Here is a 14,946-nt window from a genome sequence, read left to right as displayed (position 1 = left end):
GTACGATGCGCGACCGATCGTTTGTTCGCGTCGACCGCCGCAACAGGAGCCCCGCACCCGTGGATCCGAACCAGCCGAGCCAGCCGACCCCGCCGCCCGGGGGATGGCCCGCCCCGGGCCCGTACACCTCCCCGGGGATGCCGTACACCCCGTACGGCGCGCCCGGCGCCGCCCCCTACGGGCCGCCGCGCACCACCAACGGTCTCGCGATCGGCTCCCTCGTCTCCGGCATCGTCTGCTGCCTCCCGCCCCTCGGACTGATCCTGGGCCTCGTCGCCCTCCCGCAGATCAAGAAGAGGGGCCAGGCGGGCAAGGGGCTCGCGATCGCGGGCATCGCGCTCTCCGCCGTCAGCTGCCTGCTGCTCGTCGTCGGGCTCGTGACGGGCGGCTTCAGCTCGGCCTGGAACAGCTTCAACAAGGGCATGGAGGAGGCCTCCCGCTCCAAGTCCCCGTCCTCGCTGCGCACCGGCCAGTGCTTCGACGACGAGGGCAGCTCGAAGAAGTACACGACGGAGGTCACGGTCGTCGACTGCGCCCGCCCGCACGACGGCGAGGTCACCGGCGTCTTCAAGATGACCGGCTTCGAGGCGTGGCCGGGCGAGGAGGCGGCCGACGAGCTCGCCCAGAAGCGCTGCGAGACGATCAACTCGGCGTACGCGATGGACACCTGGGCGATCCCGAAGGACGTCTGGATCCACTACTACCTGCCCAGCGAGGACACCTGGCGGCTCGGCGACCGTTCGGTGATCTGCGGGTTCGGCAGCGCGAAGGACCCGTTCTCGGGCTCGGTGCGCTCCGACAGGTCCACCCTGACCGCCGACCAGAGCTCCTTCCTGGCGATCGTGAACCCGATCGAGACGGTCGGCTACCGGGAGCCGGAGGACGACCCGGACGAGGACTTCGCCGCGAACAAGGCATGGGCCGGGGAGCTCCTGGCGGCGATCGACGCGGCCCGCGCGGACCTGGGGAAGCGCTCCTGGCCGGGCGACTCCGCGGGTCCGGTCGCGGAGCTCCGCAAGGACCTCGAAGCGGCCTCGAAGCGCTGGCGCGCGCTGGCCGGGGCGGCCGACGCGGACGCCTACTGGGAGGGGTACGACTCCGCCTGGAACGCCCTGCCCGAGGACCTCGGCGCGGAGGCGCGGACCGCGCTCGGCCTGACGGACACGCCGCCTGCGGGCGAGGGCACCCAGACCTGAGGCGGCCGCCCTCAGGGGTGACCGCGGGTAGCCCCGAGTTTCATCACTTCGAGTGAAACTCTGGCCCATGCTTGCGGATCGCGACCGTCGGTTGTCAGTCTGTAGCTGTCAGTCAACCTGAGGGGAGTGTCCAGTGACGTTCGGTGAGCAGCCCGCCTACCTCCGCGTGGCGAGCGATCTGCGGGAGAAGATCGCCAACGGCTCGCTTCCGCCGCATACCCGCCTCCCCTCGCAGGCACGCATCCGCGAGGAGTACGGGGTGTCGGACACCGTCGCGCTGGAGGCCCGCAAGGTGCTCATGGCCGAGGGGCTCGTGGAGGGGCGCTCGGGCTCGGGGACCTATGTGCGCGAGCGGCCCGTGCCGCGCCGGATCGCCCGCTCCGGCTACCGCCCCGCGTCCGGCGCCAGCCCCTTCCGTCAGGAGCAGGCCGCCGAAGGGGCCCGCGGCACCTGGGAGTCGAGCAGCGGGCAGGAGCCGGCGGGCGCCGAGGTGGCCGAGCGGCTCGGCATCGAGCCGGGGGAGCGGGTGATGCGCACGCGGTACGTGTACCGGGACGGGGGCGAGCCCATGATGGTCGCCACCTCCTGGGAGCCCCTCGCCGTCACCGGCCGGACACCGGTCATGCTCCCCGAGGAGGGCCCCCTCGGCGGCTGCGGCGTCGTCGAGCGCATGGCGGCCATCGACGTGGTCGTCGACAACGTGGTGGAGGAGGTCGGGGCCCGGCCCGGGCTCGCCGAGGAACTCCTGGCCCTCGGCGGGGTGCCGGGCCATGTGGTCATGGTCGTGGAGCGGACGTACTACGCCTCGGGCCGCGCCGTCGAGACGGCCGACGTCGTCGTCCCGGCCGACCGGTACCGCCTCACGTACCACCTGCCGGTGAGATGACACCGGGCGGCCGCCGCTGACCGTTCAGCGGATCCGGGCGTCCGGGCGCCGTGACCGGGAGTTAACGGGGCGTCAGCCCGTGTAACCGCGCGGCAACCGCGCGTCGTCCGCCACCGTCACGCACGGCTCCTACCTTCCTGCTCCGTACCCGCGACCCGGTCGGACGACAGGAGCCCCCATGACGGAGACGGTCACCCCACCCACCCCGGACCAAGAAGCGCCCGCCGGGCCCCGCCGCAGCTACGCCAGGCTGGCCGCGGACGAGAGCCGCGAGGACTACTCCCTGCGGTACGCCCCGCACTCCTTCCGGCGCTGGTCGCCCGGGACCGTCGCCGGGACCGCGCTCGGCGGCATCGCGTACCTCGCCGACTTCGCGATCGGCGCCTCGATCGTCTTCACCTACGGCTTCGGCAGCGGCCTCGCCTCGATCCTCACCGCCGCCACGCTCATCTTCCTCACCGGCATCCCCATCGCCCGCGCCTGCGCCACGTACGGCCTGGACATGGACCTCATCACCCGCGGCGCCGGCTTCGGCTACTTCGGCTCCACGCTCACCTCGCTCATCTACGCCTCCTTCACCTTCATCTTCTTCGCCCTCGAAGGCTCGATCATGGCCCAGGCCATGCACCAGGCCGTGGGCCTCCCGGTGCAGATCGGCTACCTCGTCACCACCCTGATCGTCATCCCGATCGTCTTCCGCGGCATGGGCGCCCTCGCCAAGGTGCAGGCCTGGACCCAGCCGATCTGGCTCGTCGGCCTGGTGCTGCCCTTCGTCGTGCTCGCCTTCGAAGCACCCGACGCCTGGGGCGCCTTCGCGGACTTCGGCGGCACGGAGGGCGCCGGCGCGGGCTTCTCGTGGATCGGCTTCGGCCTCGGCACCGGCGTCGCGCTCTCCCTCATCGCCCAGATAGGCGAGCAGGCCGACTACCTGCGCTTCATGCCCGCCAGGACCGAGGCCGACAAGCGCCGCTGGAACCTCGCCGTGCTGGCCGCCGGGCCCGGCTGGGTGATCATCGGCGCGGCCAAGCAGCTCGGCGGGGCCTTCCTCGCCTTCGTCGCCCTGGAGGCCGTCGGCAAGACCCACGCCCTGGAGCCGATCGCCCCGCAGATCGAGGCGCTCAGGCCCTGGCTCGGCACGTTCGCGCTGCCCGCCGCCGCGCTCTTCGTGATCGTCTCCCAGATCAAGATCAACGTCACCAACGCCTACAGCGGCTCGCTGTCCTGGTCGAACTTCTTCTCCCGCGTCACCCACCGGCACCCCGGGCGCGTCTGGTACATCTTCCTCAACCTCGCCATCGCGCTGACGCTGATGGAGATGAACATGTTCGCGGCCCTGAACAAGCTGCTCGGGTTCTACTCCAACGTCGGCATCGCCTGGATCGCGGCCGTCGCCGCCGACCTCGTCATCAACAAGCGGGCCGGCTGGAGCCCCCCGTACATCGAGTTCAAGCGCGCCTACCTGTACGCCGTGAACCCGGCCGGTTTCGGCGCCATGGTCATCGCCTCCGTCGTCTCGATCCTCGCCTTCTTCGGCCTCTTCGGCGACTACGCGGAGGCCTTCTCCACCTTCATCGCCGCCGGGCTCGCCGTCGTCCTCTGTCCGCTCATCGCCTGGGCCACCAAGGGCCGCTACTACCTGGCCCGCCCCAACACCGTGAACGGCCCCGGCGCCGAGGTCGCCGACGAGCGCGCCACCCACACCTGCGCGGAGTGCGAGACGGCCTACGAACTGCCGGACATCGCCGACTGCCCGGTGCGGTCGGGACCGGTCTGCTCCCTGTGCTGCTCGCTCGACGCCACGTGCGGGGACGCCTGCCGCAAGGAACCCGGGGCCGGCCCCGTCCTGATGCCGGTGCCGACCGTCCCCGCGGCGGCGCCCGGGAAGTGACCTTCGGCCTCCCTCCGTCGGTTCCCGGCCGATCCGTGCCTCTTTGTGAAAACCCGTATCCGCTGCGTGAAGGTCAGGCGTAAGCTCCGGCATATGCGGATTGCGGTTTCCCGGAGATCCCCAGAGGCACCCGGACCGGCGGAGGGAGAAGCCTGATGACCGACAGCGGCCCCGTCCTTCCCTGGCTCGTCATACGGCAGGACGACAACGGCAACCGCTACCGGGTGGGGCGGTACGCGACCAGGGAAGAGGCGCAGAAGATCGCGGACAGTCTCGACGACCGCGGCCACAAGCAGCTCTACTGGGTCGAGCGCATCGGCACCCCCGCCCTCTGACCCCGGCGGGCGCCGACCGGGCCGGGCTACGCTCGCGCCCATGACGGAACGCATCACCGGCCCCGCCGCGCCCCACGAGCACCCCCACGACGCCGGCCCCGGACACGGGGCCGGCGTCGTGGTCGTCGTCGCGGGCGCCCTGTACGACCGGGGGCGGCTGCTCGCCGCGCGCCGCAGCGCCCCCGCCGAGCTCGCCGGCCGCTGGGAGCTGCCCGGCGGCAAGCTCGAACCGGGCGAGACCGGGGAAGAGGCCCTGGTCCGCGAGCTCCGGGAGGAGCTCGGCGTGGAGGTCGAGCCGGGCGAGCGCATCCCCGGCGAGTGGCCGCTGAAGCCCGGATATGTCCTGCGCGTGTGGACCGCCCGGCTGCTCTCCGGCGAGCCCCGCCCCCTGGAGGACCACGACGAACTCCGCTGGCTCGCCCGCCACGAACTGGACTCGGTCGACTGGCTCGACCAGGACCGCCCCGCCGTCGCCGAAGCCGCCCTGAGGCTGCCGCCGGCCCCTGCCGGGGGAGCGCGCGACTGAGACCTCCGGTTCCCCGCCGACGAAGCGCGCGACTGAGACCTCCCGCCTTCCCCGTCAGGGGAGCGCGCGGCTGAGGCCGCCCGTCGTCTGTCCCCTCGCGGCGGAGCGCGCGGTGGGGAGGCCTACGCCGTTCGTGCCACCGTGCGCCCGCTGACGCTCCGGCGGGATATCACGCCCCAAATATCGGGTATGTCCAGAATGACCCCTTGGGAGGGGGCATGGACCTTCCTGCTGACGCACGGCTGGGGAAGTGATCGGGTGTGATCGACACCGACGGCGAGCGCGCGGAGTGGAACTTCCCGGCGGAGGCGAACGCCGTGCGCACGGCCCGCCACGCGGTGCGCGAGACCCTGCGCGCCTGGGAGCTCGACAAGAGCCTCGGTGACGTGACCGTCCTGCTGGTCAGCGAGCTGGTGACCAACTCCCTGCGGTACGCCTCCGGCCCCATCGGGGTCCGGCTCGTCCGTCCCCACTTCGAGGGCGCCGACCCGGCGCATCCGCCGGCGCTCCTGGTGGAGGTCTCCGATCCGCTTCCGGATCCGCCGACCGAGCGGGCCCCCGGACCCGAGGACGAAGGGGGTCGCGGCCTCGGCCTCGTGGCCTGTTCCGCCCGCCGCTGGGGAACACGTAGAGGAACGACGGGCAAAACCGTATGGTTCGAGCTGGCTCTCCCTGGTGAGTAAACAGGGTGGGACAACGATCACCGGTACTCGGCGAGGGACGAACGAGACCACCCTGTGATCGTGAACGTCGTGCCGTCGGGGCCTGCCGTATTGAATACTGCGGGCATGGCCGGTCCGGTGCGGTGAGCTGGAGGGGACGGTCGCGTGAGCGAGATACCTGGGACGACGAGCGGCGGCGTCGTGTGGCAGAGCAGCCCGCCCGGATCCCTCTATGACTACATCCGGGTGGCGTCCTTCTCGATCGGGCCCGACGGCCTCGTCGAGCAGTGGAGCCGACGGGCCGTGGACCTCTTCGGGGTGACCGCCGAGGAGGCCGTGGGCAAGGACCCCGTCGAGGCCTTCATGCCCGCCGACCTGCGCGACCGCGGCCGCCGACGGGTCAAGGAGATCCTCGACGGCAAGGAGTGGACGGGCCTCGTCCCGTTCCGTATGCCCGGCGAGGACCGGCCCCGCGGCATCGCCGAGATGTACGTCATGCCGAGCGAGACCCCGGCCGGGGAGCGGGCCGCGCTGTGCATCGTCGTCGATGTGCGCGCCCTGCGCCGTATCGAGACCGACCTCGCCGCATCCCAGGCGATATTCGGCCAATCTCCCTTCGGCTTCCTCCTCTTCGGCACCGACCTCACCGTGAAGCGGGCCAACCGGCGCTTCGCCACCGTCTTCGGCGGCTCGGCCGACGACCACCGGGGCCGGACCGTCCACGACTACCTGGGCCGCGCCGAGGCCGACCGGATGACCGCCGCCCTCAAGCGGGTCCTGGAGACCGGCGAGTCCGTCACCGACTTCGAGATCGTCGGCGCCGCGCCCGGCGCCAGGGACCGCCGCCACTGGTCCATCAACCTCTACCGCGTGCACAGCGGCTCCGGCCGGCCGATCGGCGTCGCCGGCCTCGGCATCGACGTCACCCGCCGCCACAACGCCGCCCGGGAGGCCGCCAGCGCCCGCCGCAACCTCGCCCTCCTCAACGAGGCAGGCGCCCGCATCGGCAACTCCCTCGACCTGGAGGCCACCGCCCGCGAGCTCCTCGACGTCGCCGTCCCCGGCTTCTGCGACCTCGCCTCCGTCGACCTCTACCAGGGCCTCCTCACCGGCGACGAGGCACCGCCGGGCCGCTGGGGGAACTCCCACGACGTCGGCTACGGGGCGGGCAGCGCCGAACTCCGCAGGGTCGCCTTCGCGAGCGCCGTCTCCGACACCCCCCTCAGGACCGACGAGGGCCACGGCCCCGGCAGCGGCTGTTGCGGACCCGTCCCCATCGAGGTCGGCGCCGTCCACCGCTACCCCTTCAACTCGCCCTGCGCCGGAGCCCTGCGCACCGGACGCGTCCGCACGGTCCCCGGCTCCGACGGAGACCTCGTCCAGTCGACCCTGGTCGTCCCGATGGTCGCCCACGACACCGTCGTCGGCCTCGTCCAGTTCTCCCGTACGAAGGGCAGCGAGCCCTTCGGGGAGCGCGACCGGGCCCTCGCCGTCGAGCTCGCCGCCCGCGCCGCCGTCTGCATCGACAACGCCCGCCTCTACCGCCGCGAGCACGAGCGGGCCCTGATCCTCCAGCGCAGCCTGCTCCCGCCCGGCGACCCCGAGGCCGCCGGACTCGACATCGCCTGCCGCTACCTCCCCGGCACCGCCGCCACCGAGGTCGGCGGCGACTGGTTCGACGTCATCGAGCTCCCCGGCCACCGCACCGCCCTCGTCATCGGCGACGTCATGGGCCGCGGCCTGCGCGCCGCCGTCGCCATGGGCGAACTCCGCACCGCCGTCCGCACCCTCGCCCAGCTCGACCTGGAACCCGCCGAAGTCCTCTCCCACCTCGACGAGATCGCCCGCGGCCTGGGCGCCCCCATCGGCGCGCAGCAGTCCCGCAGCCACAAGAACCGGGGCCCCGAACTCTCCGAGGTCTACCTCGCCACCTGCGTCTACGCCGTCTACGACCCGGTCACCCGCCGCTGCACCTTCGCCAACGCCGGGCACCTCCCGCCGGTGCTCCTCGCGCCCGGCGAGGAGGCCCTGCTCCTCGACGTACCCCCCGGGATGCCGCTCGGCGTCGGCGGCGAACCCTTCGAGGAGGTCGAGGTCGAACTCCCCGAGGGCGCCCTCCTCGCCCTCTACACCGACGGCCTCGTCGAATCCCGCGACCACCCGCTCGACGAGGGCCTCCAGGCCTTCCGGCGGGCCCTCACCGACCCGGACCGCCCCCTGGAGGACGTCTGCGACCGCGTCCTCACCAGCCTGAACACCGGACACGGCGAGGACGACATCGCCCTCCTCATGGCCAGGATCCAGGGACTGCCCAGCGAGGCCGTCGGCGACTGGCAGCTGCCCAGGGAACCCCGCTCCGTCGGCCGGGCCCGCGAGCTCGCCCGCGCCCAGCTCACGGCCTGGGACCTCGAACCGCTCATCGACACCGTCGAACTCCTCGTCAGCGAACTCGTCACCAACGCCCTGCGCTACGGCGAGGGGGAGATCCGGCTGCGCCTGCTCCGCGACCGCACCCTCGTCTGCGAGGTCTGGGACGCCGGCCTCGTCCAGCCGCGGCGCCGCAGGGCCCGGGACACCGACGAGGGCGGCCGCGGCCTCCAGCTCGTCGGACTGCTCTCCGCGTCCTGGGGCTCGCGCCGCACCCCGCGCGGCAAGACCGTCTGGTTCGAACTGGACCTGCCGGACGGCGAGGGGACGGCGGAGCCCACGGTGGAGCAGCTCCTCAGCATGTTCTGACCGGAGCGGACGAGGCGTCAGCCCTTCAGCGCGGCCAGCCGGGCCTCGATCTCGGCGCTGTCGCCGAGCGCGTCCAGCTGCTCGAACTGGGCGTCGAGCGAGGAGGCGGCGAGCTCCTGCTCGCCCAGGGCCTTCGCCTCCTCCCGGCGCACCTTGTCCTCGAAGCGGTGCAGCTCGCTCGTCGGATCCAGTACGTCGACGCTCCGCACGGCGTCCATCATCCGGTTCTGCGCCTGGGCCGACTTCGCGCGGGCGACCAGCTCGTCGCGCTTCGCCCGCAGCTCGCCCAGCTTCGCCTTCATCTGGTCGAGCCCGGCCTTGAGCTTCTGCACGACCCCGGTCTGGGCGGCGATCGTCGGCTCGGCGGTCTTCGCCTCCTTCTCCGACTGGAGCTGGCGGCCCAGCGCCACCTTCGCCAGGTTGTCGAAACGGTCCGCCTCCGCCGTCTGCCCGCCGGCCCGCAGCTCGTCCGCCTTCCGGCTCGCGGCGAGCGCCTTGCCGCCCCACTCCTTCGCCGCGTCCACGTCCTCCTGGTGGTCCTGCTCCATCAGCCGGAGGTTGCCGATGGTCGCCGCCACCGCCTCCTCCGCCTCCGCGATGTTGTTCGCGTAGTCGCGGATCAGCTGGTCCAGCATCTTCTGCGGATCCTCCGCCTGGTCGAGGAGGGCGTTGATGTTCGCCTTCGCCAGCTGGGTGACCCGGCCGAGGACCGTCTGCTTGCTGCTCATCGCTCTGCTCCTTGGGGAACTCGTGGAACTCAGAAACGGCCTCCGCCGCCCAGCCGGCCGCGCGTGCCGCTGCCGCCGAAGCTGCCGGGCCCGCCGCCGAAACCTCCGCCCCCGAAACCGCCGTGACCGCCGCCCCTTCCCCCGCCTCCCCCGCCGAACAGCCCGCCGAGGACGATGCCGCCGAGCACCGCGCCACCCAGCCCGCCGCCACCGCTCCCGCCCACCCCCGTCGCACCGCCCAGGCCGTTCGGGTTCCCGTACGTGCGGACGTCCTGCTCGGCGAGGTCCTGGGCGCGCCGCGCCAGCGCGTCCGCCTCCCTGGCCTCCACCAGGGCCGTCTGCGGATCGCCGCCGTCGGCGAGCGCCCGCGCCTTCTCCCAGCGGCGCTGGGCCTCGGCGAGACGCGTACGGGCCTCGCTGCCCACCGCGCCCCGGTGCGTCGTGACGTAGTCCGAGGCCGCCCCGATCGCCGAACGGGCCGTCAGCATCACCTGGTCGAGGAGCGCCCGGGCCCGCCTGGCACCCGACTCGCGCTCCCGCGCGCCCTCCAGGGCCTCGTCGAGCGCCGCGTCGGCCTCCTCGACCCGGCGCAGGGCGTCGATCGGGTCGTACCGCCCGGCGTCCACCCCGCGCCGCACCTCGGCGATCACCGCGTCGGCACGGGCGATCCGACCCTGGAGACCGGCCGTGGACACCCCCTCGGCGGTCCCCTTCAGCAGCCCGCGGGCCTCCGCGAGGTCCGCGTCCGCCTCCGCGAGCGCGCCCGGCAGCTTCCCCACGGCCTCGGCCAGCTCCCGCGCCCGCCGGTCCACCGCCTCGATCAGCCGGGCCGCCTGGTCCACGGCGCCCTCGGCGGCCCGGATGTCCACGGCGGCCCCGCCGTTGTCACCGGAGCCGATCCGCCGGCGGGCCTCGTCGACACGGGCCGTCGCGAACACGAGCCGGTCCTTCGCCTGCTCGACGTCACCGGCGACGGGGGCGGCCGCCGTCTCCGCGTACCGCTCGCGCATCGCGGTCAGCGTCGCCTCGCCCGTCCCGATCCGCCCGGTCTGCTCCCGGAGCGCCCCCTCCACGGCGGCGAGGGCCGCGGGGGCCGTGCGCTCCAGGGCCCGGAGCCGGTCGAAGTCCTCCGTCTCGGCGTCCAGGCGCGCGTTCGCCTCGGCGCAGCGGCGGAGGATCTCGTCCAGCATGCTCCGGCGGGTCGCGTCGTCCTCGGGGAAGGAGTCGTCGAGCTTCTGCCGCAGCCGGAAGGAGGCCGTCAGCTGCTCCCCGGCGAAGTCGACCGCCTCGGTGAAGGGGCGTGCCGCCTCCTCGCCGAACTGGGCCGAGGCGAAGCCGAGTTCCTCCTTGCTGGTGCGGACGGCGTCGTCGGTGGCGACCAGCGTCCGCCGGGCCTCCGCGTCGAGCTGCTCCAGGGACGGCGGCGCGGTCTCCTTCGGCGGACCCCAGCCCTGCCCGCCTCCCGGGGTGGTGCGGGTCTCGGTCCTGCGGCGCCGTTTGGTGTACGCGTACGCCGCCACGGCCCCCGCGCCGCCGACGAGCACCAGGGGCAGGACGAGGTCGGTCGCCGAGGTGCCGCCGTCGGCCGCGGCGCCGGGGTCGGCGGGTCCGGGGGTGAGGGTCGGGGCGGGGACGGGGCGGCCGGCGAGGACGGCGTCGTAGCCGTTCGCGGCGCCGATGGCGGCGCCGGCCCAGTCGTTCTGCCGCAGGGCCGGCTCGATCGCGGTCCGCGCGACCTCGTCGAGCTGGGCCTGGGTGAGGCGGGAGCCGGGGTCGGCCGAGTAGCCGTACTGCCGGTCGTGGGTGGCGACGGCGAGCAGGACGTCGTCGAGGCCGAGGGCGTTGCGCTCCGCGGTGGCGTCGGCCCAGCTCCGGCCCGAGCGTCCGGAGAAGTCCCGTACGTAGACGACGAAGAGCTGGACGCGCCGGTCGTCGTAGAGCCGGTCGAGGGCCTGGGCCACGGAGGCGCGACGATCGCCGAGGGCGCCGACCCGGTCGGTGATCTGCCCGTCCCTGGACAGGGCGACAGGGTCGTCGGCGCGGGCACCGTGGACGGCGGGCACGAGGAGCCACCACGCCGCCACCAGCATCGCGAGGAGGGCTCGGGTGGCTATTCGCGTCACAAAGGCGAGGCTATGTCCGGGTATGTTCACCCGCGACCGGACCCGCGCCGCCCGCGACCGGACCCGCGCCGCCCGCGACCGGACCCGCGCCGCCCGAAACCGCCTCCCTCGCCCCATCGTCACTGTCAGTGACCACCGCTACGGTGGTTCGTGGTTCCAGTGACGCGACGGCTCTTGGGGGGCTCGGGTGGACGGACGGCTGAGGCGTGTGTGGAGGCGGGGGCGCTGGTGGGTCCTCGGGCTGGTCCTGCTGCTCGTGGTGCCCCCGCTCTTCGGCGCCCTGGCCCTGTGGGTCAGCTACACGGGCGACCTCAGGGACGACGCGAGGACCCGCGGCAAGGACGCCTTCTGGATCGGGCACGCCTGGGTCGACGGACGGAAGAAGGACGCCGACCTCGCGGCCCTCGCCGCACGCCTGAAGGGCAGCGGGATACGCGATCTGTACGTGCACGCCGGACCCCTGGAGCACGACGGGACCCTGTCGGCGGCGAAGCACCCCCGTGCCAGGTGGCTGATCGACGGGGTGCACCGGGCGATGCCCGGGATACGGGTCCAGGCCTGGCTGGGCGACGTCCTGGCGACGGAGGGGCCCGTGGGGCTGCGCCTGGAGGACGCCGGATCACGCCGGGCCGTCGTGGGCTCGGCCCGCCGGGTCCTCGACGCCGGCTTCGACGGGGTCCACTTCGACCTGGAGCCGCTGCACTCCGACGACCGGGACTACCTCTCCCTCCTGGACGACCTGGGGAAGCTGACCCGGCCCCGGAAGGCCCGGCTCTCCGTCGCCGCCCACCAGATCGACCCGCTGCCGGGCGCCCACGCGGTCCTTGCCGCGGTCAGCGCCGACGGCAGCGAGAAGTGGTGGTCGCAGGAGTTCTTCGGCGAGGTCGCCCGGCGCGTCGACCAGATCGCCGTCATGTCGTACGACACCTGGATGCCGCTGGAGAGCCTCTACGGCGGGTACGTCGCCCAGCAGACGGCCCTCGCGCTCGAAGCGACCCCCGAAACCACCGACCTGCTCATCGGCCTCCCCTTCTTCCACGAGGACGACCTCGGGCACCACGAGGACGCGGAGACGGTCGCCGCGGCCGTCGAGGGCGCGAGACTCGGCCTGGGCCGCACGGACCCGGGCCGGAAGAGGTTCGGCCTCGCGCTGTACGTCGACTTCGCGGCGGAGGAGGGGGACTGGGCGGCCTACCGCGCGGGCTGGCTCTGACCTCAGCCCTTCCGCCGCCGGATCGTCTTCCCGAGCCAGACCAGCGGGTCGTACTTCCGGTCCACGACCCGCTCCTTCAGCGGGATCAGGGCGTTGTCGGTGATCCGGATGGACTCCGGGCACACCTCCGTGCAGCACTTGGTGACGTTGCAGTAGCCGAGGCCGTGCTCCTCCTGCGCCGTCTTCCGGCGGTCGAGGCCGACCTCCTCGGCCGCGTCCAGGGGGTGCATGTCGAGCTCCGCGACCCGCATGAGGAAGCGGGGCCCGGCGAAGGCGGGCTTGTTCTCCTCGTGGTCGCGCACCACATGGCAGGTGTCCTGGCAGAGGAAGCACTCGATGCACTTCCTGAACTCCTGCGAGCGGTCCACGTCCTCCTGCTTCATCCGGTACTCGCCGGGCCCGAGCCCGGCGGGCGGGACGAAGGCGGGGATCTCCCGGGCCTTCGCGTAGTTGAAGGAGACGTCCGTGACGAGGTCGCGGACGACGGGGAAGGCCCGCATCGGGGTGATGGTGACGACCTCGTCGCGCGCGAAGACCGACATGCGGGTCATGCACATCAGCCGGGGCCGGCCGTTGACCTCGGCCGAGCAGGACCCGCACTTGCCCGCCTTGCAGTTCCAGCGCACGGCCAGGTCGGGGGTCTGGGTGGCCTGGAGCCGGTGCACGATGTCGAGGACCACCTCGCCGTCGTGCACCTCCACGGTGTAGTCGGTCAGCTCCCCGCCCTCGGAGTCGCCGCGCCAGATCCGGAAGCGGGCCTGATACGTGCTCATGCGTCCAGCTCCTCCTCCGCCAGGTACTTCGCCAGCTCCTCCTTCTCGAAGAGCGCGAGCAGATCGGGCCTGATGGGCTCGGTCCGCACCCGTTCCAGGGCGACCCCGCCGTCCCCGGCCCGGCACAGCAGGTTCACCGGCCGCCAGGACCGCTCCATCGCCGGCCGGTCCTCGCGGGTGTGCCCGCCCCGGGACTCGGTGCGCTCCAGGGCGGCCCGGGCCACGCACTCGCTCACCAGGAGCATGTTCCGCAGGTCGAGGGCGAGGTGCCAGCCGGGGTTGAACTGCCGGTGCCCCTCGACCACGATCCGCCCGGCCCGCTCCCGCAGGGCGGCGATCCGCTCCAGGGCCTCGGCCATCTCGCCCTCCCGCCGGATGATCCCGACGAGGTCGTTCATGGTCTGCTGGAGCTCCTGGTGGAGCGTGTACGGGTTCTCCGGGGGGCCCGCGGAGGCGGGCTCGAACGGGGCGAGCGCCTCCGCCCGCGCGGCGGCCACGTCCTCCTCGGCGGCCTCGGAAGGCGTCGCCCCCGCCGCGTACCCGGCCGCGTGGAGCCCGGCCCGCCGCCCGAAGACGAGCAGGTCGGAGAGCGAGTTCCCGCCGAGCCGGTTGGAGCCGTGCATGCCGCCCGCGACCTCACCGGCCGCGAAGAGCCCGGGCACCCCGACCGTGGCCGCCGTCTCCGAGTCGACGGCGACACCGCCCATGACGTAGTGGCAGGTCGGCCCGACCTCCATCGCCTCGGCCGTGATGTCCACGTCCGCCAGCTCCTTGAACTGGTGGTACATCGAGGGCAGCCGGCGCCGGATCGTCTCCGCCGGCATCCGGGTCGACACGTCCAGGAACACCCCGCCGTGCGGGGAGCCGCGCCCCGCCTTCACCTCCGCGTTGATGGCCCGCGCCACCTCGTCGCGCGGCAGCAGCTCGGGCGGGCGCCGGTTGTTCTCCGGGTCCTCGTACCAGCGGTCGCCCTCCTCCTCCGACTCCGCGTACTTCTCCTTGAAGACCTCGGGGACGTAGTCGAACATGAACCGCTTGCCCTCGGAGTTCCGCAGGACCCCGCCGTCACCGCGTACGGACTCGGTGACCAGGATCCCCTTCACCGACGGCGGCCAGACCATGCCGGTCGGGTGGAACTGCACGAACTCCATGTTCACCAGGGGCGCCCCGGCGAGCAGGGCCAGCGCGTGGCCGTCGCCCGTGTACTCCCAGGAGTTCGAGGTCACCTTGAAGGACTTGCCGATGCCGCCGGTCGCGAGGACGACCGCGGGCGCCTCCAGGACGAGGAAGCGCCCGCTCTCCCGCTCGTAGCAGAAGACCCCCGCGACCCGGCCCCCGCCGTCCTTGAGGATCCGGGTGACGGTGAACTCCTGGAAGACCTTCAGGCGCGCCTCGTGGTCGCCGGTCTCGCGGTGGTCCTCCTGCTGGAGGCCGACCGCCTTCTGCTGGAGGGTCCGCAGGAGTTCGAGACCGGTGCGGTCGCCGACGTGCGCGAGCCGCGGGTACTCGTGGCCGCCGAAGTTCCGCTGGGAGATCCGGCCGTCCGCCGTCCGGTCGAAGAGCGCGCCCCAGGTCTCCAGCTCCCAGACCCGCTCGGGGGCCTCCTGGGCGTGCAGCTCGGCCATCCGCCACTGGTTGAGGAACTTCCCGCCGCGCATGGTGTCCCGGAAGTGCGTCTTCCAGTCGTCGTGCGGATTGGCGTTGGCCATCGAGGCGGCGATGCCGCCCTCCGCCATCACGGTGTGCGCCTTGCCGAACAGGGACTTGCAGATCACGGCCGTACGGGCGCCCCGCTGCCGCGCCTCGATCGCCGCCCGCAGCCCGGCGCCCCCGGCACCGACCACGATCACGTCCCACTGCTGCCGTTCCACAGGACTCAT

Annotated in this window: 12 protein-coding genes; 8 read left to right on the top strand and 4 right to left on the bottom strand. The window is 73.1% G+C overall.

What is annotated here, in order from left to right:
- The first annotated feature begins 59 nt into the window (after window positions 1-59).
- From ACH4TP_RS02240 to ACH4TP_RS02210, 7 genes are all read left to right on the top strand, one after another.
- Entirely contained in the window at window positions 60-1,196 is a 1,137-nt protein-coding gene (locus tag ACH4TP_RS02240; RefSeq protein ID WP_398435280.1) for a septum formation family protein, read from the top strand.
- A 133-nt stretch (window positions 1,197-1,329) separates the two neighbouring features.
- Window positions 1,330-2,082, top strand: coding sequence for a GntR family transcriptional regulator (locus ACH4TP_RS02235; protein WP_389231834.1), 753 nt, complete (start codon window positions 1,330-1,332; stop codon window positions 2,080-2,082).
- A 178-nt stretch (window positions 2,083-2,260) separates the two neighbouring features.
- The gene (locus ACH4TP_RS02230) at window positions 2,261-3,970 is read left to right on the top strand and encodes a purine-cytosine permease family protein (protein WP_398435278.1); all 1,710 of its coding nucleotides are present in this window, start codon (window positions 2,261-2,263) and stop codon (window positions 3,968-3,970) included.
- A 155-nt stretch (window positions 3,971-4,125) separates the two neighbouring features.
- Window positions 4,126-4,305: an SPOR domain-containing protein gene (locus tag ACH4TP_RS02225; protein WP_388844658.1), complete on the top strand. Its 180-nt coding sequence runs from the start codon at window positions 4,126-4,128 to the stop codon at window positions 4,303-4,305.
- 40 nt (window positions 4,306-4,345) lie between these two features.
- The gene (locus tag ACH4TP_RS02220; protein ID WP_398435276.1) at window positions 4,346-4,831 is read left to right on the top strand and encodes a (deoxy)nucleoside triphosphate pyrophosphohydrolase; all 486 of its coding nucleotides are present in this window, start codon (window positions 4,346-4,348) and stop codon (window positions 4,829-4,831) included.
- A gap of 260 nt (window positions 4,832-5,091) precedes the next feature.
- Entirely contained in the window at window positions 5,092-5,514 is a 423-nt protein-coding gene (locus ACH4TP_RS02215) for an ATP-binding protein (protein ID WP_389231825.1), read from the top strand.
- Window positions 5,515-5,658: 144 nt separating this feature from the next.
- Window positions 5,659-8,229 carry a SpoIIE family protein phosphatase gene (locus ACH4TP_RS02210; RefSeq protein ID WP_389231822.1) on the top strand — a complete coding sequence of 857 codons (2,571 nt, stop codon included), beginning with the start codon at window positions 5,659-5,661 and terminating at the stop codon, window positions 8,227-8,229.
- A 17-nt stretch (window positions 8,230-8,246) separates the two neighbouring features.
- Here the strand turns inward: ACH4TP_RS02210 and ACH4TP_RS02205 are convergent, their stop codons facing one another.
- On the bottom strand, window positions 8,247-8,957 hold the full coding sequence (locus ACH4TP_RS02205; RefSeq protein ID WP_398435274.1) for a PspA/IM30 family protein: 711 nt from the start codon (window positions 8,955-8,957) through the stop codon (window positions 8,247-8,249).
- A gap of 29 nt (window positions 8,958-8,986) precedes the next feature.
- On the bottom strand, window positions 8,987-11,080 hold the full coding sequence (locus ACH4TP_RS02200; RefSeq protein WP_398435272.1) for a TPM domain-containing protein: 2,094 nt from the start codon (window positions 11,078-11,080) through the stop codon (window positions 8,987-8,989).
- 208 nt (window positions 11,081-11,288) lie between these two features.
- On the opposite strand from ACH4TP_RS02200, the gene ACH4TP_RS02195 reads away from it, so the two are divergent.
- Window positions 11,289-12,293, top strand: a complete 1,005-nt coding sequence (locus ACH4TP_RS02195) for a hypothetical protein (protein ID WP_398435270.1) — start codon at window positions 11,289-11,291, stop codon at window positions 12,291-12,293.
- 2 nt (window positions 12,294-12,295) lie between these two features.
- Here ACH4TP_RS02195 and ACH4TP_RS02190 read toward each other — a convergent pair whose 3' ends face one another.
- Window positions 12,296-13,066 carry a succinate dehydrogenase/fumarate reductase iron-sulfur subunit gene (locus tag ACH4TP_RS02190; RefSeq protein WP_389231810.1) on the bottom strand — a complete coding sequence of 257 codons (771 nt, stop codon included), beginning with the start codon at window positions 13,064-13,066 and terminating at the stop codon, window positions 12,296-12,298.
- Window positions 13,063-14,946, bottom strand: coding sequence for a fumarate reductase/succinate dehydrogenase flavoprotein subunit (locus tag ACH4TP_RS02185; protein WP_389231808.1), 1,884 nt, complete (start codon window positions 14,944-14,946; stop codon window positions 13,063-13,065). Before ACH4TP_RS02185 ends, ACH4TP_RS02190 begins: the two co-directional genes overlap by 4 nt.

It is taken from the genome of Streptomyces sp. NPDC021012 (assembly GCF_044333355.1).
Lineage (GTDB): Bacteria > Actinomycetota > Actinomycetes > Streptomycetales > Streptomycetaceae > Streptomyces.
The sequence above is the reverse complement of the archived record's forward strand: the minus strand, read 5'-3'. Positions and strand labels throughout refer to the sequence as shown.